At 66.9% G+C, this 14,678-nt stretch carries 15 protein-coding genes; 7 read left to right on the forward strand and 8 right to left on the reverse strand.

Features of this window, described 5'->3' with window-relative positions:
- Window positions 1–13: 13 nt before the first annotated feature.
- Complete coding sequence (locus tag ACX80J_RS08585; protein ID WP_459344420.1) at window positions 14–838, reverse strand: undecaprenyl-diphosphate phosphatase; 825 nt, start codon at window positions 836–838, stop codon at window positions 14–16.
- 49 nt (window positions 839–887) lie between these two features.
- Between ACX80J_RS08585 and ACX80J_RS08590 the strand changes: the two genes are divergently transcribed.
- A complete protein-coding gene (locus tag ACX80J_RS08590) occupies window positions 888–1,823 on the forward strand; it encodes an aldo/keto reductase (protein ID WP_459344421.1) in 936 nt (311 codons plus the stop codon).
- Between the two features lie 57 nt (window positions 1,824–1,880).
- Here the strand turns inward: ACX80J_RS08590 and ACX80J_RS08595 are convergent, their stop codons facing one another.
- A complete protein-coding gene (locus ACX80J_RS08595) occupies window positions 1,881–2,162 on the reverse strand; it encodes a hypothetical protein (protein WP_459347479.1) in 282 nt (93 codons plus the stop codon).
- 41 nt (window positions 2,163–2,203) lie between these two features.
- Here ACX80J_RS08595 and ACX80J_RS08600 point away from each other — a divergent pair, with 41 nt between their 5' ends.
- A complete protein-coding gene (locus tag ACX80J_RS08600; RefSeq protein ID WP_301227710.1) occupies window positions 2,204–2,437 on the forward strand; it encodes a DUF5703 family protein in 234 nt (77 codons plus the stop codon).
- 70 nt (window positions 2,438–2,507) lie between these two features.
- Here ACX80J_RS08600 and ACX80J_RS08605 read toward each other — a convergent pair whose 3' ends face one another.
- Both ACX80J_RS08605 and ACX80J_RS08610 read right to left on the reverse strand, forming a co-directional pair.
- Complete coding sequence (locus ACX80J_RS08605) at window positions 2,508–3,671, reverse strand: acyl-CoA dehydrogenase family protein (RefSeq protein ID WP_459344739.1); 1,164 nt, start codon at window positions 3,669–3,671, stop codon at window positions 2,508–2,510.
- A 73-nt stretch (window positions 3,672–3,744) separates the two neighbouring features.
- Window positions 3,745–5,046 (reverse strand): M20/M25/M40 family metallo-hydrolase, encoded by a 1,302-nt coding sequence (locus ACX80J_RS08610; RefSeq protein ID WP_459347480.1) that lies wholly within the window; start codon window positions 5,044–5,046, stop codon window positions 3,745–3,747.
- Between the two features lie 149 nt (window positions 5,047–5,195).
- Between ACX80J_RS08610 and ACX80J_RS08615 the strand changes: the two genes are divergently transcribed.
- The 3 genes from ACX80J_RS08615 to ACX80J_RS08625 all read left to right on the forward strand — a co-directional run bounded on the left by ACX80J_RS08615 (window position 5,196) and on the right by ACX80J_RS08625 (window position 9,124).
- On the forward strand, window positions 5,196–7,400 hold the full coding sequence (locus ACX80J_RS08615) for an alpha-galactosidase (RefSeq protein WP_459347481.1): 2,205 nt from the start codon (window positions 5,196–5,198) through the stop codon (window positions 7,398–7,400).
- Window positions 7,401–7,611: 211 nt separating this feature from the next.
- Window positions 7,612–8,061, forward strand: coding sequence for a universal stress protein (locus ACX80J_RS08620; protein ID WP_459347482.1), 450 nt, complete (start codon window positions 7,612–7,614; stop codon window positions 8,059–8,061).
- A gap of 151 nt (window positions 8,062–8,212) precedes the next feature.
- Entirely contained in the window at window positions 8,213–9,124 is a 912-nt protein-coding gene (locus ACX80J_RS08625) for a vacuolar protein sorting-associated family 26 protein (protein WP_459347483.1), read from the forward strand.
- Window positions 9,125–9,150: 26 nt separating this feature from the next.
- Here the strand turns inward: ACX80J_RS08625 and ACX80J_RS08630 are convergent, their stop codons facing one another.
- Window positions 9,151–9,870: a VIT1/CCC1 transporter family protein gene (locus ACX80J_RS08630; RefSeq protein WP_459347484.1), complete on the reverse strand. Its 720-nt coding sequence runs from the start codon at window positions 9,868–9,870 to the stop codon at window positions 9,151–9,153.
- Between the two features lie 261 nt (window positions 9,871–10,131).
- On the opposite strand from ACX80J_RS08630, the gene ACX80J_RS08635 reads away from it, so the two are divergent.
- A complete protein-coding gene (locus ACX80J_RS08635; RefSeq protein ID WP_459347485.1) occupies window positions 10,132–10,803 on the forward strand; it encodes a response regulator in 672 nt (223 codons plus the stop codon).
- Here the strand turns inward: ACX80J_RS08635 and ACX80J_RS08640 are convergent.
- On the reverse strand, window positions 10,769–12,451 hold the full coding sequence (locus tag ACX80J_RS08640; RefSeq protein WP_459347486.1) for a GAF domain-containing sensor histidine kinase: 1,683 nt from the start codon (window positions 12,449–12,451) through the stop codon (window positions 10,769–10,771). The two genes, ACX80J_RS08635 and ACX80J_RS08640, sit on opposite strands and share 35 nt — an antisense overlap.
- A gap of 138 nt (window positions 12,452–12,589) precedes the next feature.
- Between ACX80J_RS08640 and ACX80J_RS08645 the strand changes: the two genes are divergently transcribed.
- Window positions 12,590–13,042, forward strand: coding sequence for a pyridoxamine 5'-phosphate oxidase family protein (locus ACX80J_RS08645; RefSeq protein ID WP_459347487.1), 453 nt, complete (start codon window positions 12,590–12,592; stop codon window positions 13,040–13,042).
- A gap of 118 nt (window positions 13,043–13,160) precedes the next feature.
- Here ACX80J_RS08645 and ACX80J_RS08650 read toward each other — a convergent pair whose 3' ends face one another.
- Both ACX80J_RS08650 and arr read right to left on the reverse strand, forming a co-directional pair.
- Window positions 13,161–13,661 carry a GNAT family N-acetyltransferase gene (locus ACX80J_RS08650; protein WP_459347488.1) on the reverse strand — a complete coding sequence of 167 codons (501 nt, stop codon included), beginning with the start codon at window positions 13,659–13,661 and terminating at the stop codon, window positions 13,161–13,163.
- Window positions 13,662–13,899: 238 nt separating this feature from the next.
- The gene (arr, locus tag ACX80J_RS08655; protein ID WP_459347489.1) at window positions 13,900–14,310 is read right to left on the reverse strand and encodes an NAD(+)--rifampin ADP-ribosyltransferase; all 411 of its coding nucleotides are present in this window, start codon (window positions 14,308–14,310) and stop codon (window positions 13,900–13,902) included.
- Window positions 14,311–14,678 lie beyond the last annotated feature (368 nt).

Below are 14,678 nucleotides of genomic sequence, written 5' to 3' on the forward strand. Positions count from 1 at the left end.
TTACGGCCCGGCGTCAGGCGCTGATGACGCCGAAGCCGAGCAGGAGGTAGAGGGCCAGACCGAGCAGGATGCGGTACCAGACGAAGAGGCCGTACCCGCGGGTGGTGACGTACTTGAGGAACCACCCGATGATCGCGAACCCGACCACGAAGGCGACCAGCGTGGCCAGTGCCGTCTCGGGCAGGGCGTAGGGGCCGGTCTCGTCGTAGCTCTTGGCGAGCTGGAACACGCCGCTGCCGAAGACCGCGGGAATGGCGAGCAGGAACGAATAGCGCGCCGCCGCCTCGCGGGTGTATCCCATGAGCAGGCCCGCGGTGATGGTGCCGCCGGACCGCGACACGCCCGGGATCAGTGCCAGTGCCTGGGCGAGTCCGTACAGGATGCCGTGCGGGTAGGTCAGGCTCGAGAGCTCGCGTTCCTGCCGGCCCACGTGATCGGCGACGGCGAGGACGAGGCCGAAGACGATCAGCATGGTGGCCACGATCCACAGACTCCGGAACGTGCTCTCGATCTGGTCCTGGAACAGCAGCCCGAGCAGGACGATCGGCACGCTGCCGAGAATGACCAGCCAGCCCATCCGGGCATCCGGGTCGTTCCGCGGCACCGTGCCGCGCAGGGCGCCGAACCAGGCCCTGACGATCCGCACGATGTCCCGCCAGAAGAACACGACGACGGCGGTCTCCGTGCCGAGCTGCGTGATGGCGGTGAAGGCCGCTCCCGGATCCTGCGCGTTCGGCAGGAGTTCTCCCACGATGCGCAGGTGTGCGCTCGATGAAATGGGTAGGAACTCGGTAAGGCCCTGGACGAACCCCAGGATGACTGCTTCTATCCAATTCACTCTTACGACCCTAAGCCATGCGGCCGGCGACAGGCTTTAGGCTTGCTCCATGCAACGGCGAAACGTGGGAGCGAGCGGCCTGGCCGTCTCGGCGCTGGGACTCGGCACCATGAACTGGGGCCGGGAGGTCAACGAGGAAGCCGCCCGCGAGCAGCTCCGTATCTTCGCCGAGGCCGGCGGCACGCTGGTCGAGACCGCGGCACGCTACGGGGAAGGCCAGGCGGAAGCGATGCTGGGCGGCTTCATGGGTGACACCGTGGCGCGCTCCGAGCTGGTGCTGGTGGTGCAGGGCGGCACGACCCGCTCCGGGAGCAGGAGGCTGGACGGCTCACGCCGGGGCCTGCTCGATTCCCTCGATGCCTCGCTGTCGCTGCTCGGGACCGATCACGTGGACGTGTGGCTCGCCCCCTCCCCCGATCCGTCCGTCCCCCTGCAGGAGACCCTGAGCGCGCTCGAGGTCGCGTATGGGACGGGACGCGCGCGCTACGTCGGCGTGTCCAACTACTCGGGGTGGGAATTCGCGCGCGCGGCGGCGACGGCGTCGTTCCCGCTCCTCGTCAACGACGTCGAGTACTCGCTGGTGAGCCGCGGCGCCGAGCGGGAGGTCCTTCCAGCGGCCGAAGCCTTCGGTGCGGCGATCCTCGCGTGGGGTTCGCTGGGCCGGGGCGTACTGACCGGGAAGTACCGGGGCAGGATTCCCTCCGAATCACGCGGGGCGTCCGACCTGTGGTCCCCTTACGTGGAGCCCTACCTCTCGGGGAAGCCGCAGCGGATCACCGAGGCACTGTGCACGGCCTCACGCGGGCTCGATCTCCAGCCCCACGAACTCGCGCTGCGCTGGCTCCTGCACCGGCCCGGGGTGGCCTCGGCGATCGTGGGTGCGCGGACGGCCCAGCAGCTCAAGGAGATTCTCCAGACCGGCGATGCGCCCGTCGCAGCGCCCATCGCCGAGGTCCTCGACGAGGTTTCCGCGCTCGCGACCTGACGAGGCTTCAGTCGTGTCAGCGCAGTGGCTCCTGCGGGTCTTCCCCAGCGCCCTGCGTCAGCTCCGGTCGGGTGCCGCCTCGGCCTCGATCAGGTCCGGCGCGTAGTCGGCCTCGTCCTCGCTGTCGTCGTCGTCCGGCTCCTCATAGATCTCGAGCGGGGTCACTTCACCGAAGGCGTCATACAGTGCTTCCTCGTAGACCTCGAAGGCATCGGCGATGCTGAGGTACGCCGCTTCCACCGCCGGGTCATCTTCCCGCCGTCGTGACGCCGAGGCTGCAAGATGCTCTTCAAGGGCCGTCACGAGGGACTGGAGCGCGACACGCGGATCTATGCTCATGCACTAGACGTTATCGGTAAAGTGATCAAAATTGGAGGGATATGCGAGAACATTTTCTGAACGCAACGGCCGTCCGGAAGCGCGACTACGGGCGGCAGTACGAGTACCTGGTCCTGACCGTGAATGCCGGCGAGTCCTTGCCCGCGGCCCGAAAACTCCTCACGGAACACGCCGAGTACGGCAAGTGGGAACTCGAGCGCAGCTGCATCTATCTGGGGGGCAGCAGGCGCTACTGGTTGCGGCGGAAGGTCCTGCGGGTCGAGCGCACGGCGTAAGCTCCCGCGGGTACAGGTCCGGTGCGGCCGCCCTGCAAGGGCGGCCCGTTCCTCGTCCTCCAGGAACAGGCTAGACCGACGGCGGGCCGAGCAGGGACGTTGCGACCGTCGCCCGCGCGGATTCCTCCGTCGACGGATGGAACTGTCCGGCCAGCGCGTCGCGGTGGAGCCGCACCGCTTCCGAGGACGCCGCGAATCCGGATCCCCCTCCGACATGGAGCGCGGTGGCGGTCGCTGCAACCGCCGCCTCGACGGCATGGGTCTTGAGCGTCACGAGGCGTGCGAACCACAGGGCTCCGACCTCTGCCTGCCCATCCAGGTCCTGGGTGACACTGCGCAGTTCGGCTTCCGCTCCGGTCCGCTGCATCGCAGCTCCGGCCAGGAGGTTCCGGAGCACGGGATCGTCGGACAGAGGGCGGTCCGCGACATGGCTGCGGCGCCGGGACAGGGACTGCGAGGCCAGGTCGAGGGCCCGATCCGCGATACCCAGGTATACCGAGGCGATGAGGGTCTCGAAGGCCGCGAAGATCCCGAAGACCAGGAGGTCAGCATTCGGTCCGACCGGCACACGCCGGAACACCGCGTCGGCCGGGACACGGACGTCGGACAGGCGCGTGGTGTTGGACTGCGTGGCGCGCATCCCCAGCGGGTTCCAGTCCTCCACGGTCTCCACCCCAGGGGTGCCACGCGGGACGAACGCGTGCAGGATGGCGTCGTCGTCGCCGTCCCGACCCTCGAGCTTGCCGAAGATCCCGAGCCGGGTCCACACCGGGGACAGGCTCGTGAACACCTTGGTGCCGGTGTAGCTGAAGCCGCCGTCCGGCAGACGGTCCACAAGCGTCAGCGAATCGAACAGGACGGCGTCGTTGCCCGGTTCCGAGACGCCGAACGCGAACACCTCGCCCCGCGCGGCCTCATCGAGGACGAACTGCAGCGACGCGTCACCGCGATCCGCCAGCAGGCCCGCCACCGCTGTCCAGACCAGGTGCATGTTCACGCCCAGGGCGGTCGCGGGTGCGGCGGCCGCGAGTTCTCGCTGCGCAGCGGCGGCCCGGCCCATGCCCCCGCCGTCGCCGGCGGGTACCTCCGCCAGGATCCGGAGATAGCCGGACGCGGCGAGCTCCTCGAAATCCTCCGTGAAGAAGGCATTGGCCGCGTCGTAGCGTCCCGCCCTCTCCCGGAAGCGGTCGAGCATCTCCGCGGGCAGGAGCTGCGCGGGAGTACTTTCCGTCATCGTCGCCACGTGTCGTCCCGTTCGGTGCTCGGTAGGTGGATTCGCAGGAGGTGGATTCTCAGGAGGGGGTTTCTCAGTAGGTGGTGAGCAGGCGGGCGAGCACCCGGGCGCCGAAGCGGAGCGAGTCCGTGGGGACGCGCTCGTCGACGCCGTGGAACATGCCTGTGAAGTCGAGCTCGTCGGGCAGCTGCAGGGGCGCGAAGCCGTAGCCCGTGATGCCGAGCCTGCTGAGCGACTTGTTGTCGGTGCCGCCCGAGAGCGTGTACGGCAGGACCCTGGCTCCCGGATCCTCGGAGTGCAGGGCGTCGATCATGGAGTCGACGAGGTTCCCGGCGAACGGCACCTCGAGCGAGGTGTCCTTGTGCTCGTAGGTCACGTCCACGCCGTCGCCGGCGAGCCCGCGGATGATCTCGAGGACCTGGTCCTGCTGGCCCGGCAGTGTCCGGACGTCGATCAGCGCCTCGGCGGTGCCCGGGATGACGTTGTGCTTGTAGCCGCCCTTGAGGACCGTCGGATTGGCGGTGTTCTGCAGTGTCGCGCCGACGAAGCGCGCCACGGTGCCGAGTTCCTTCAGGAGGATGTCGGGGTTGTCGGCGTCGAACTCGATGCCGGTCAGTTCGGTGACACCGTCGAGGAACTGCCGCGTGGTCGGGGTGAGCTCGATGGGCCAGGAGTACTCGCCGATGCGCGTGACGGCACGGGCCAGGGCTGTCACGGCGTTGTCGGTATTGATCTGCGATCCGTGGCCGGCGCGGCCGTGCGCAACGAGCCGCAGCCAGGAGATGCCCTTCTCTGCCGTCTGCAGGAGGTAGGTGCGCTGTCCCCCGATGGTCGCGGAGAAGCCGCCCACCTCGGAGATGGCCTCCGTGGCACCTTCGAAGATCTCCGGCTTGTTGTCGACCAGCCAGGAGGCTCCGTAGGCCCCTCCCGCTTCCTCGTCCGCGAAGAACCCGAAGATGAGGTCCCGCTTGGGCTTGACCCCGTCGCGCTGCAGGGAGCGGAGGACGGACAGGATCATGGCGTCCATGTCCTTCATGTCCACGGCGCCGCGGCCCCAGATCAGGCCGTCCTTCTCCTCACCGCCGAAGGGATCGACGGTCCAGTCCTCCTTCTGCGCGGGCACGACGTCGAGGTGTCCGTGGACCACGAGCGCGGGCAGGGACGGATCCGACCCCTCCATGCGGGCGACGACGGAGGTGCGGCCGGGGGCGGCTTCGATCAGCTGCGTGGACAGTCCGACGTCCTCGATGAGGCCTGCAGTGTATTCGGCGGCCTTCCGCTCCCCCGGGCCCACGTTGTCCCCGAAGTTCGAGGTATCGATGCGGATCAGGTCCTGGCAGATCCTGACGACTTCATCTTCGGGTGAAATGCCCACGTGGTCCTCCTGGGTAGCGGTTGCGGATCCAGCCTACCGAGGACGCGGTTCCAACGGGGACAGGCTCGAGGGACGGGAAGAGCCACGGGCAGGTGGGGTCGGCCTGCGCACTGTCGGGATCCGCCTCGGTTTTGCTGTAGAAATTGTTCATGCTGTCCACCACCCCTGGTTCGACGACGACCATCCACCTGTCAGTAGCCGACACGAGCGTAGTGGTCGACGCCTCCGGACCCGGCGTCCCGGCGATCGTGCACTGGGGGCCATCCCTGGGACCTCTCAACTCGGAGCAACTCTCAGGACTCGTGGCATCGCTGGTGCCCCAGCGTGTGTCTGGCGGCCTCGATGTCCCCGCTCGTTTGTCGGTCATCCCGCAGGAAGCGTTCGGCTGGCAGGGCACCCCGGGCTTCACAGGCCACCGACAGGGAACGAACATCTCTCCCGCCTTCCAGCTCACCTCGATCGGGCAGGCAGAGGTCGACGACGGCGGCCGGGAAGTGTCGTTCACGGCGGATGACGAGGCCGCCCGTCTTCGCGCTACCGGGTGGATCCGCCTCAGCGCTGCGGGAGTTCTGCACCAACGGCTGTCGGTGACGAACACCGGTGATTCCGACTACGAAGTGCGCTCGCTGCTGGCTGCCGTGCCGTTGCCGGATTCGGCTGTCGAGGTCCTGGACACCACCGGTCGGCACCTGCGCGAACGGAGCCCCCAGCGCCATCTGCTCACCCAGGGAACCTACCGGAGGGAGAGTCGACGCGGCCGCCCCGGCGCCGACGCCACCGTGGTCCTGGCCGCCGGCACCCCGTCCTTCGGATTCGAGACAGGTCTGGTCCACGCCATACACCTGGCCTGGAGCGGCAATCATCAACTCACCGCCGAGAAGACCCCGGCCGGTCAGGCATTTCTGAGCGCCGGGGAACTGCTCCTGCCCGAAGAGATTGTCCTCGCCCCGGGAGAGACCTACACCGCCCCGGAGATGCTCGCGTCCTGGGGTCACGGCCTCAATGAGCTCTCCGCCCGCTTCCACGACCACGTGCGGTCCCGTCCTGTCCACCCCTCATCTCCCCGGCCGGTCACGCTCAACACCTGGGAGGCCGTGTACTTCGACCACGACCTCGACCGTCTCACCCGCCTCGCGGACACGGCCGCCGCCCTGGGCGTGGATAGGTTCGTCCTCGATGACGGCTGGTTCGAGGGCCGTCGCGATGACACCTCCAGCCTGGGCGACTGGTTCATCGACCCCGGGGTCTGGCCCGACGGCCTCACACCGCTCGTCGATCACGTCCGCGCCCTCGGCATGGAATTCGGGCTCTGGTTCGAACCCGAGATGATCAACCTCGACTCCAGACTCGCAGCCGATCACCCCGACTGGATCATCCAGGCCGAAGGCAGGCTACCCGTATCCGGCAGGCAGCAGCAGGTCCTGAATCTCGCCAACCCGGACGCGTACAGCTACATCCTCGACTGCATCGATACCATTCTGAGCACCCACGACATCGCCTACATCAAGTGGGACCACAACCGGGACCTGCTCGACGCCGCCGCCGCCGTTACCGGCCGCGCCGTCGTCCACAGGAACGTCGAAGCCGTGTACCGGTTGATGCGCACACTCAAGGACCGCCATCCCGGTCTGGAGATCGAAAGCTGCGCCTCAGGCGGAGCCCGGGTGGACCTCGGAGTCCTCGACCACACGGACCGCATCTGGACCAGTGACTGCATCGATCCGCTCGAGCGGTTGACCATCCAGAAGTACACCGGTCTCCTCGTGCCCCCCGAACTCATGGGCATGCACATCAGCGGTCCGACATCCCACTCCACCGGTCGGACCCACGCCCTCCCCTTCCGGGCAGCGACAGCGATCTTCGGCCATTACGGCATCGAATGGGACATCTCGAAGCTCACCGCCACCGAGACCGAGCACCTGAAGGAGTGGATCAACCTCCACCTCCAGTGGCGGGACACCCTCCACAGCGGACACGTCGTCCACGCGGACCTGCCCGACCCGGCGATGGACCTGCGCGGAACCGTCGCATCGGACAAGTCCGCGGCCCTCTTCGCCTACTCCCTCACCGCCTCCAGCGCGTCCTACCCACCGGGGAAACTCACCTTCCCGGGCCTCGACCCGCACCGCTCCTACGCGGTTCGACTCTCCAGCCCCTACACCTCGCTCCCCGGTAACGGTCAGTCGCCCCTGGGTTGGGCGGAAGCATCACTCACCGGCGCTCCCCTGGTACTGACCGGAACCACCCTCGCCCACGTCGGCATCCAGGCACCTGTCCTGTTCCCGGAGCAGTCCATCCTGATCGAACTCCACGCGACCGAGGCCCAGTCTGACGGCTCGAGGAACCGCACCTGATCGGCACCGATGCCATCCTGACGCGCCGCCGGCCGGACCAGACGGCCCGGCCGACCTCTCCCCCATCGGCCGCCAGGCGGGACGCATCGTCCGTCGCGTCTGGCATGAGCCCTTCAAAGCGGGACGAAAGGCCCTAGGAGGGGAGCCCCGATGAGATGCACTGTTCAGGGAGCAAGGTTGCTGTTCGTGAGATCTCAGAAGGAGAAGCGCCGTGAGCACACCAGCCGTTCCTCAGATCGTTGTCGGGGTCGATGGATCCGAGCAATCCATCGAAGCACTGCGGTACGCCCAGAAGCTCGCCCCTACCTTCGACGCGACAATTTTCGCCGTCGCAGCGTGGGACTACCCCGCAGCCGACCCGGGATTCATGCCCCTGGGCAGCAGCGAATTCTCGGAAGCCGCGCGTGAACACCTGGACAAGGCTCTCGCCGCCGCCTACGGGGAGGACCGACCCGCTGGGCTCCAGAGCACGGTGGTGTTCAACCACCCGGCAAAAGCCCTCGTCAAGGCCTCGGAGAATGCCGTCTTGCTCATCGTCGGCCGGCGGGGCCATGGCACCTTCCGCGGACTTCTCCTTGGTTCCGTCAGCAGCGCCTGCGTATCCCACGCACACTGCCCCGTCCTCGTCATCCGCGAGGCCGCCGACCAGAAGGACGCCTGACCTTCAGGACTGCCCGGTCCTGGCCCGCCCGTCGGTCATCAAGGACCAGGAGTCCCTGGTACCGCTTCACGGCGAACTCGTGACTTTAGACCCATGTCCTCCAGCCGATCAACTGAGAGGATGGATGCTCATCGACGCAGGGAGGCCTCCGATGTTACTCACCCGCTCGCCCCAGGCTCTGGATATTTCCCTCCTGCAGCGTGGCACCGAGGGCACCGCGGCTCTGGGCCACAGCACCCCTGTCACCGTCGAGATCCGTGCGAGTCACCGGGTGCGGATGACTTCAGTGCAGTTCACGCTCGTGCACTCGTTGAGCCTCACCCGGACACATGGGAACCCGTACGGCGGCACCTTCCGCGCCGCTGAGCGTACCTCCCGTGACATCGGAAGCACCCAGCTCGAAACCGACACCACCTTGCGCGCAGGAGAATCCTGCTGCGAGGCGAGTCAGCTGATCGTGCCCGCCGACGCGATACCCACACTTCACGGGAAACTCATCACCTCTACCTGGTCCGTGCGTGTGAGGGTGTCCAGCGAGGGCAATGAGGATCTCGTACGTCACCACCCACTGACCGTTCACTCCGGTGGTACTGCCGGCGGTGCCGAGCCCGGGGTCGAGCACTTCGAGCCGTCCCTGCGGTTGGCGCAGCTCTCGACACACTCCCTGTATCCGGGAGGGGAAATCTCCGGCGTCGCAGAAGTGAGCGGAGCCAAGGCACGCGCCCTGACCCTCAGCATCGTCATGCAGGAAGAAGTGATGTCCTGGGCGGCGCAACGCCCGCAGTCGCACAGCTCCGCAGAAGAAGTCCTCGTTGAGGAAACGGTGCTGAGTGGCATACGCATACCCCTGACCGCATCCGGCGATTCAGCCATACCCTTCACCCTGGCCGTGCCTGCTGTTCCTGCCCCGACCGTGAAATCACCCCTCCTGGAGGTTCGCTGGCTTCTCCGGGCAGTACTCGACGTGCCGTTCCGGCGCGACCCCACGGTGCTCGTGCCCCTGGTGGCGAGCACAGTGCCGGACAGTCGGACAGCGGCAGACAGCCGGAAGGTCCGCACCTGAGAGTCCGGACCCGAATCGTGCAGCGGTCAGGCGATACCGGTGGTTCCCAGGAGAGTGCCCACCAGGAGAGTGAAGGCCATTGCCAGCGCTCCGCCCAGCACGAGGCGGGCCGTCGCTCGCCGTCGTGAACTACCACCCACGTGGGCGCTGATGGTTCCCGTGATGGCCAACGCGACGAGGACTGCCACGAAGGTGAGGGGAATACGTATGCTTGCCGGCAGCAGGAGAATCGCCAGCAAGGGCAGGACCGCTCCGGCCGTGAAGGACGCCGCCGAAGCGAACGCCGCGTGCCACGGGTTCACCACCTCGAGTTCATCGATGTTCAGCTCCGCCGACAGGTGAGCGGCAAGGGCATTGTGTCCTGTCAGTTCGACCGCGACCTGGCGGGCTGTGGCGGGAGCCAGGCCCTTCTGTTCGTACAGGCCGGCAAGCTCGACCAGTTCCCCCTCGGGGTCATCGAGCAACTCCTGGCGCTCCTTCTCGATCAGGGCCTCCTGGCTGTCCTTCTGGCTGCTGACCGACACGTACTCACCGAGCGCCATGGACACGGAACCACCGACGACGGCCGCCGTACCCGCGACCAGGATCGGCGCCAGGGTGTTCGTCACCCCGGCGACACCCACCACCGTGGCGGCGGTCGAGACGATCCCATCATTCGCGCCCAGCACGCCGGCACGCAGCCAGTTCGACCGGGCCACAACGCTGCCGTTGTGCGGCTCACTGCCCTTACCCGAGTCATCCGTCATGGGAGCAGTAAAGCATCACCCCTTCGCGCCGGGCTATCGAGGTCCCCCGCACCGATCGTGGGTGCGTCTCCTCAGGACTGTGAGGGGAGGGCCCTCCGCCGGGCGGGATACGTCGCAGGACTGGTCAGGTCCGACGGGCCACCCGGACTTCCGGGCCCTTCGACCCTGACGGAGCGGCGCGCCGGCAGGTGATGATGATGCTGGCGCAGGATGCGCTCGGCAGGGGTGCAGCCCCTCCGTCGACGAAGCCGGAGGCAGGACATGGACAACGCCGAAGGCGGCACGCAGCCCGAGGAGATCACGGTGTTCCTCCTCGACGATCACGAACTCGTCCGGCGGGGCCTGCGGGAGCTGCTCGAGGGAAAGGGCTTCGTCGTCGTCGGGGAATCGGGCTCCGCCGAGGAGGCTACCCGGAGGATCCCCGCCCTGTCCCCGGACGTGGCCATCCTGGACGCGAGGCTGCCTGACGGCACAGGGATCGAGGTGTGCCGTGATGTGCGCTCCATCGACCCCTTCCAGTCGTGCGTGATCCTGACCAGCTATGACGACGACCAGGCGTTGCGAGGTGCCGTCCTGGCGGGCGCGTCCGGTTACATCCTGAAGGAGATCCTGGGCTCTGACCTGGTCGACAAGGTCCGCCGCGCGGCGTCGGGCGAATCCCTCTTCGAGGCCGGCATGAAGGAACGGATCGTCGCCGGACTCCGTGATGCCCCGGCCGAGGATCCACGACTGGCGGGGCTGACAAGCCAGGAGAAGAAGGTCCTGGCACTCATCGGTGCCGGGCTGACCAACAGGGAGATCGCCACCGAACTGTTCCTGGCCGAGAAGACGGTGAAGAACTATGTGTCGTCGCTGCTGTCGAAGCTGGGCTTCCAGCGCAGGACCCAGGCGGCGGTCTTCATCTCGAGGCCGGCGGGGTCGTCTTCTCGTTAGCAGCCAGGGGGATCTCGAGTCTGATGTCGGTTCCTCCGCCGGGCGTGCTGGTGATGGACAGCGTACCGTCGCACAACTCGGCGCGGCGTTTCATGTTGGCCAGTCCGCTGCTGCGGCTGGGAGTTTCGAATCCGCGGCCGTCGTCGGTGATCCTCAGTTCCAGGTGCTCGTCCCTCGCACGCAGCATCACGGTGATGGCATGCGCATCGGCGTGACGCAGTGCGTTGGACAGCCCTTCGAGCAGCACGGCCCGCACATGATCGGCTCGCTCGTCATCCACGGCGGCATCCAGCGGGCCGGAGAGTTGGAGGACGGGGTCGAGGTCGTGGCCGTCGAAGGCCTCGGCGACGAGGGAGAAGACGGTGGAGGTGAAGGTCGGGGTGACCTGGGGGACCGAGCGCAGCGAGTAGATGGTGTCGCGCAGTTCCCGGATGGTCGAGTCCAGTTCCGTCGTCACGGCAGAGATACGATTCAGGGCCTCCGCATCGGCGGTGTACTTGCGCAGGCTCTGAATGCTGAGTCCGGCGGCGAAGAGCCGCTGGATGACCACGTCATGCAGATCCCGTGCGATCCGGTCGCGGTCGCCGAAGACGGCTTCCTGTTCCCGCTGACGATGCACCCGCAGCAGTTCAAGGGCCAGGGACACGTAGGAGGCGAAGGCGCGCATCATCTCGTGATCGCCCTCCGTGAAAGGGGATGCGCCGGGCGCGCGGCCGATGACGAGGAAACGCCTGTCGCCCTCGTCGGGCAGCCTGCAGCACAACGCCGTCCCGATCGTGCCTGCCGGGGCTCCGGGAAGCACCTCCGCGACCTCATCGGCGTTCAGCAGAACCGGCGACAGGGTGCCCGGCAGCCTGTCCACCGACCTGGTGTCGCGCGTCTGTCGTCCCAGGAGGGCCTCGACTTCGACGCCGTCCGCCGCTTCACAGATCAGTTCACGCTGGTTGCCGAAATCCCGCAGGACGGCGGCGAGAATACTGTGCGAGGCGTCGAGGGCATGAGTGGCGAGGATCTCCAGGTCGTTGCGTATCCCGTCATGCTCGCCGAGCAGTTCCTTCACCGCGTTCAGACCGCCCTCCAGCCACCGGGTCCGCCGGTTCGATTCGTCGAAGAGCCGCGAGTTCTCGATCGCGACGCCCGCCGCGGAGGCCAGCGAGACAACGAGCTGCTCGTCGGCATCCGAGAAGTCCACTCCCCCGTTCTTCTCCGTCAGGTAGAGGTTCCCGAAGATGCGTTCGTGGATGCGGATCGGAACGCCCAGGAACGACGTCATCTGAGGATGATTGGCCGGGAAACCGTAGGCGAGGGGATGCTCACGCAGGTCGGAGAGCCGCAGGGGCGTCGGCTCGGTGATCAGCAGTCCCAGCACCCCGTGCCCTGTCGGTAACGGGCCGATACGCCGGATCTCATCATCCTTGAGGCCGACGGTGATGAAGTGGCTGAGCCGATGATCCGGGCCGACGACCCCCAGGGCGCCGAAACGGGCATCGACGAGCTGGCACGCCGCGGCGATGACCCGTTCCAGGACGGTGTCGAGCCCCAGGTTGTCCGCGATGGCAGCGAAGGCGGCCAGAAGGTTCTCCACCCCCGCCAGCGCCACCGGCTGCGCAGTCGCCCCCGTCGGTGATTCCCCTGAATATGTGGTCATCGCGCCCCCCGTACTGTCACCGCGCTTGCCCGCCCCCACGGGAGTCACGCTTCGTCGGTCATGACGAGTCCTCGTCGTTGACGGAGACAGGGTCAGAGGGCCCTGGTCGGCGCGCCGGTCGCCTCGTACTGTCGACCTATGGAAGCCGAGACTACACCTACGAAAATCCTTGCAGCCCACGAATGCTGGAGATTACTCCGGGACGCTCCGTTCGGGCGCCTGGCCCTGTGCGTGCAGGGGAATCCGGAGATCTTTCCCATCAACTTCGTCGTCGATCACGGTTCGATCGTCTTTCGAACCTCCGAGGGGACGAAGTCCCGTTTCTCCGAGAGGGCTGCCGTCGCCTTCGAGGCCGACGGCCTCCTCGATGACACCCTCATGTGGAGTGTCGTCGTCAAGGGGCACGCGGCGACGATCAGCCAGACGCCGGAGTTGCTGGCCACGGTGCAGTTGCCCTTGCACCCGTGGGAGATGGGCCGGAAGGACCGGTTCATGCGCCTGGTTCCGGAGACGATCGGCGGACGGGCGTTCACGCCTGTCGCGGGCGCCGTCGCACCGGCACGCGGCTCCGGCTCCGAATCACCCGTCTGATGGCTCGTCGGGCTGACGTGGTCGGAGGACGGCGCATATCGTGCGGCTGATGAATCGTGGGCCAGCGCGGTCCAGGTGAAGGCGTGATGCCTACCCACTGACGGAAGCCCGCCGCTCCCTACTCGTCATCGAAGACTGGCAGGAAGGTAAGCGTCCCTGCAGGGGAAGGCGCGCCGTTGAGTACGACGTACTGGACCAGGGCCTCATCGATTCCCTGATACAGGAGGCCACCGGACCTGAACCCGAATCTGCCGTAGATCTCAGGGTCCCCGACGAGCGCACAGCCTTCAGCGCCCTGCTGCTGCAGGAGCTCGAGCCCTCGGCGCACGAGTCTGCGCCCGATCCCACTGCGCTGGTGCTCCGGACTGACCGAGATCGGCCCCAGGCCGAACCATTCCCCGGAGGACCCAGTAACGCCCACGGGAGAGAAAGCAACATGACCGATGATGGTGCCGGAGGAGTCCGCGACCGGGGACAGCGCCAGATTGCCGGAAGCGCGGAGCGAACGGACAATGGTCGCCTCCGTCCCGGAACTGAACGGCTTCCCCTTGAACGCTTCCTGCGTCAGTGCGTGGATAGCTTCGGCGTCTCCAGGCCGCTCGGGTCTGATGATCGCCATTCGAGTGGGCGGACGATGCGCGGTCGACATATCGGCCACGCTACAGCGGGTTCGACAGGACCGGCAGATGCGATTCGACGGTCTCCAGAAAGCGATCGCCCTCCCCATGGCCACCACCAGCCTCTAACGCCGCGCGTGACCCGGCGATCACGGCTGCTCGGCGTCGTACCAGCTGTCGCGTCAAGTCGCTACGCCCATCCTGCGCCGGTGACGTGGTCCGGAACCCTCGTCGTACGCCCTAATTGATGATTTCGCCCCGCTCGTCCGAAGCCAGCGCGGCCAGGCGGTCCTTCCAGCTCTGTAGTGCCTCGGGCGTTTGCCGCGTCCAGTCGGTGACTTCCCCGACAATCCGGAGCGGGGCACGGCTGCGATACGACCGGGTCGGATTCCCTGGAAATTTTTTATCGGTCACGTTCGGGTCGTCCTCGAACTCCCCGGTCGGTTCGACGACGTAGACGCGCGGTACCCTGTCACCGGCCGCAAGCTCAGCAGCGAGGCCGGCACCGTCGGGAAGCGCCGTGAAGTAGACGTGATTCATCACGACGTCGGGACGATAGTTCGACCGGAAGCCCGCGCAGAGGGAATCACCGATCCGGAGATCGGCTTTCGTGCCGTGATAGAACGGCCCCTCGTCGAATGCCTGGCCCACGGCGATATCTTAGAGGACGGCACGAGGCAGCAGCGCCGAGCCCCATCTGACGGAAGCCCCTCGTTACTCGACCGTCCTCCGGGATTCTCCCTGGTACCCGATCCACGACGACAAGGGCGCTTTGCAGGGTGAAGCTTGAGACTGGGCACGGGTGATGTTGAAACTGGGCTACGCATACTGGGTATACGCCTGAAAGATGTTCCGCGGTCCGCTCGCGGGGCTCAGCCGGCCACACCGACGAGCCTCGTGCACGAACGTGGGATCTCCTTCATAGGTCAAGCAGCCGGGCTGTGGAGGGGAACTGAACATGGACGAGCAGGGATGACGTCGGTCCACCATCCTCATCAAACCGGTCAAGAAGCTGGCCG

It is taken from the genome of Arthrobacter rhamnosi (genome assembly GCF_054510975.1).

What these genes read in the sequence shown, in the direction of transcription:
- ACX80J_RS08615 (WP_459347481.1), top strand. Translation starts at nt 5,196, where the DNA reads ATGCTGTCCACCACCCCTGGTTCGACGACGACCATCCACCTGTCAGTA.
- ACX80J_RS08630 (WP_459347484.1), bottom strand. Translation starts at nt 9,870, where the DNA reads ATGACGGATGACTCGGGTAAGGGCAGTGAGCCGCACAACGGCAGCGTT.
- ACX80J_RS08595 (WP_459347479.1), bottom strand. Translation starts at nt 2,162, where the DNA reads ATGAGCATAGATCCGCGTGTCGCGCTCCAGTCCCTCGTGACGGCCCTT.
- ACX80J_RS08645 (WP_459347487.1), top strand. Translation starts at nt 12,590, where the DNA reads ATGGAAGCCGAGACTACACCTACGAAAATCCTTGCAGCCCACGAATGC.
- ACX80J_RS08640 (WP_459347486.1), bottom strand. Translation starts at nt 12,451, where the DNA reads ATGACCACATATTCAGGGGAATCACCGACGGGGGCGACTGCGCAGCCG.
- ACX80J_RS08650 (WP_459347488.1), bottom strand. Translation starts at nt 13,661, where the DNA reads ATGGCGATCATCAGACCCGAGCGGCCTGGAGACGCCGAAGCTATCCAC.
- ACX80J_RS08625 (WP_459347483.1), top strand. Translation starts at nt 8,213, where the DNA reads ATGTTACTCACCCGCTCGCCCCAGGCTCTGGATATTTCCCTCCTGCAG.
- ACX80J_RS08590 (WP_459344421.1), top strand. Translation starts at nt 888, where the DNA reads ATGCAACGGCGAAACGTGGGAGCGAGCGGCCTGGCCGTCTCGGCGCTG.
- ACX80J_RS08600 (WP_301227710.1), top strand. Translation starts at nt 2,204, where the DNA reads ATGCGAGAACATTTTCTGAACGCAACGGCCGTCCGGAAGCGCGACTAC.
- ACX80J_RS08605 (WP_459344739.1), bottom strand. Translation starts at nt 3,671, where the DNA reads ATGACGGAAAGTACTCCCGCGCAGCTCCTGCCCGCGGAGATGCTCGAC.
- ACX80J_RS08635 (WP_459347485.1), top strand. Translation starts at nt 10,132, where the DNA reads ATGGACAACGCCGAAGGCGGCACGCAGCCCGAGGAGATCACGGTGTTC.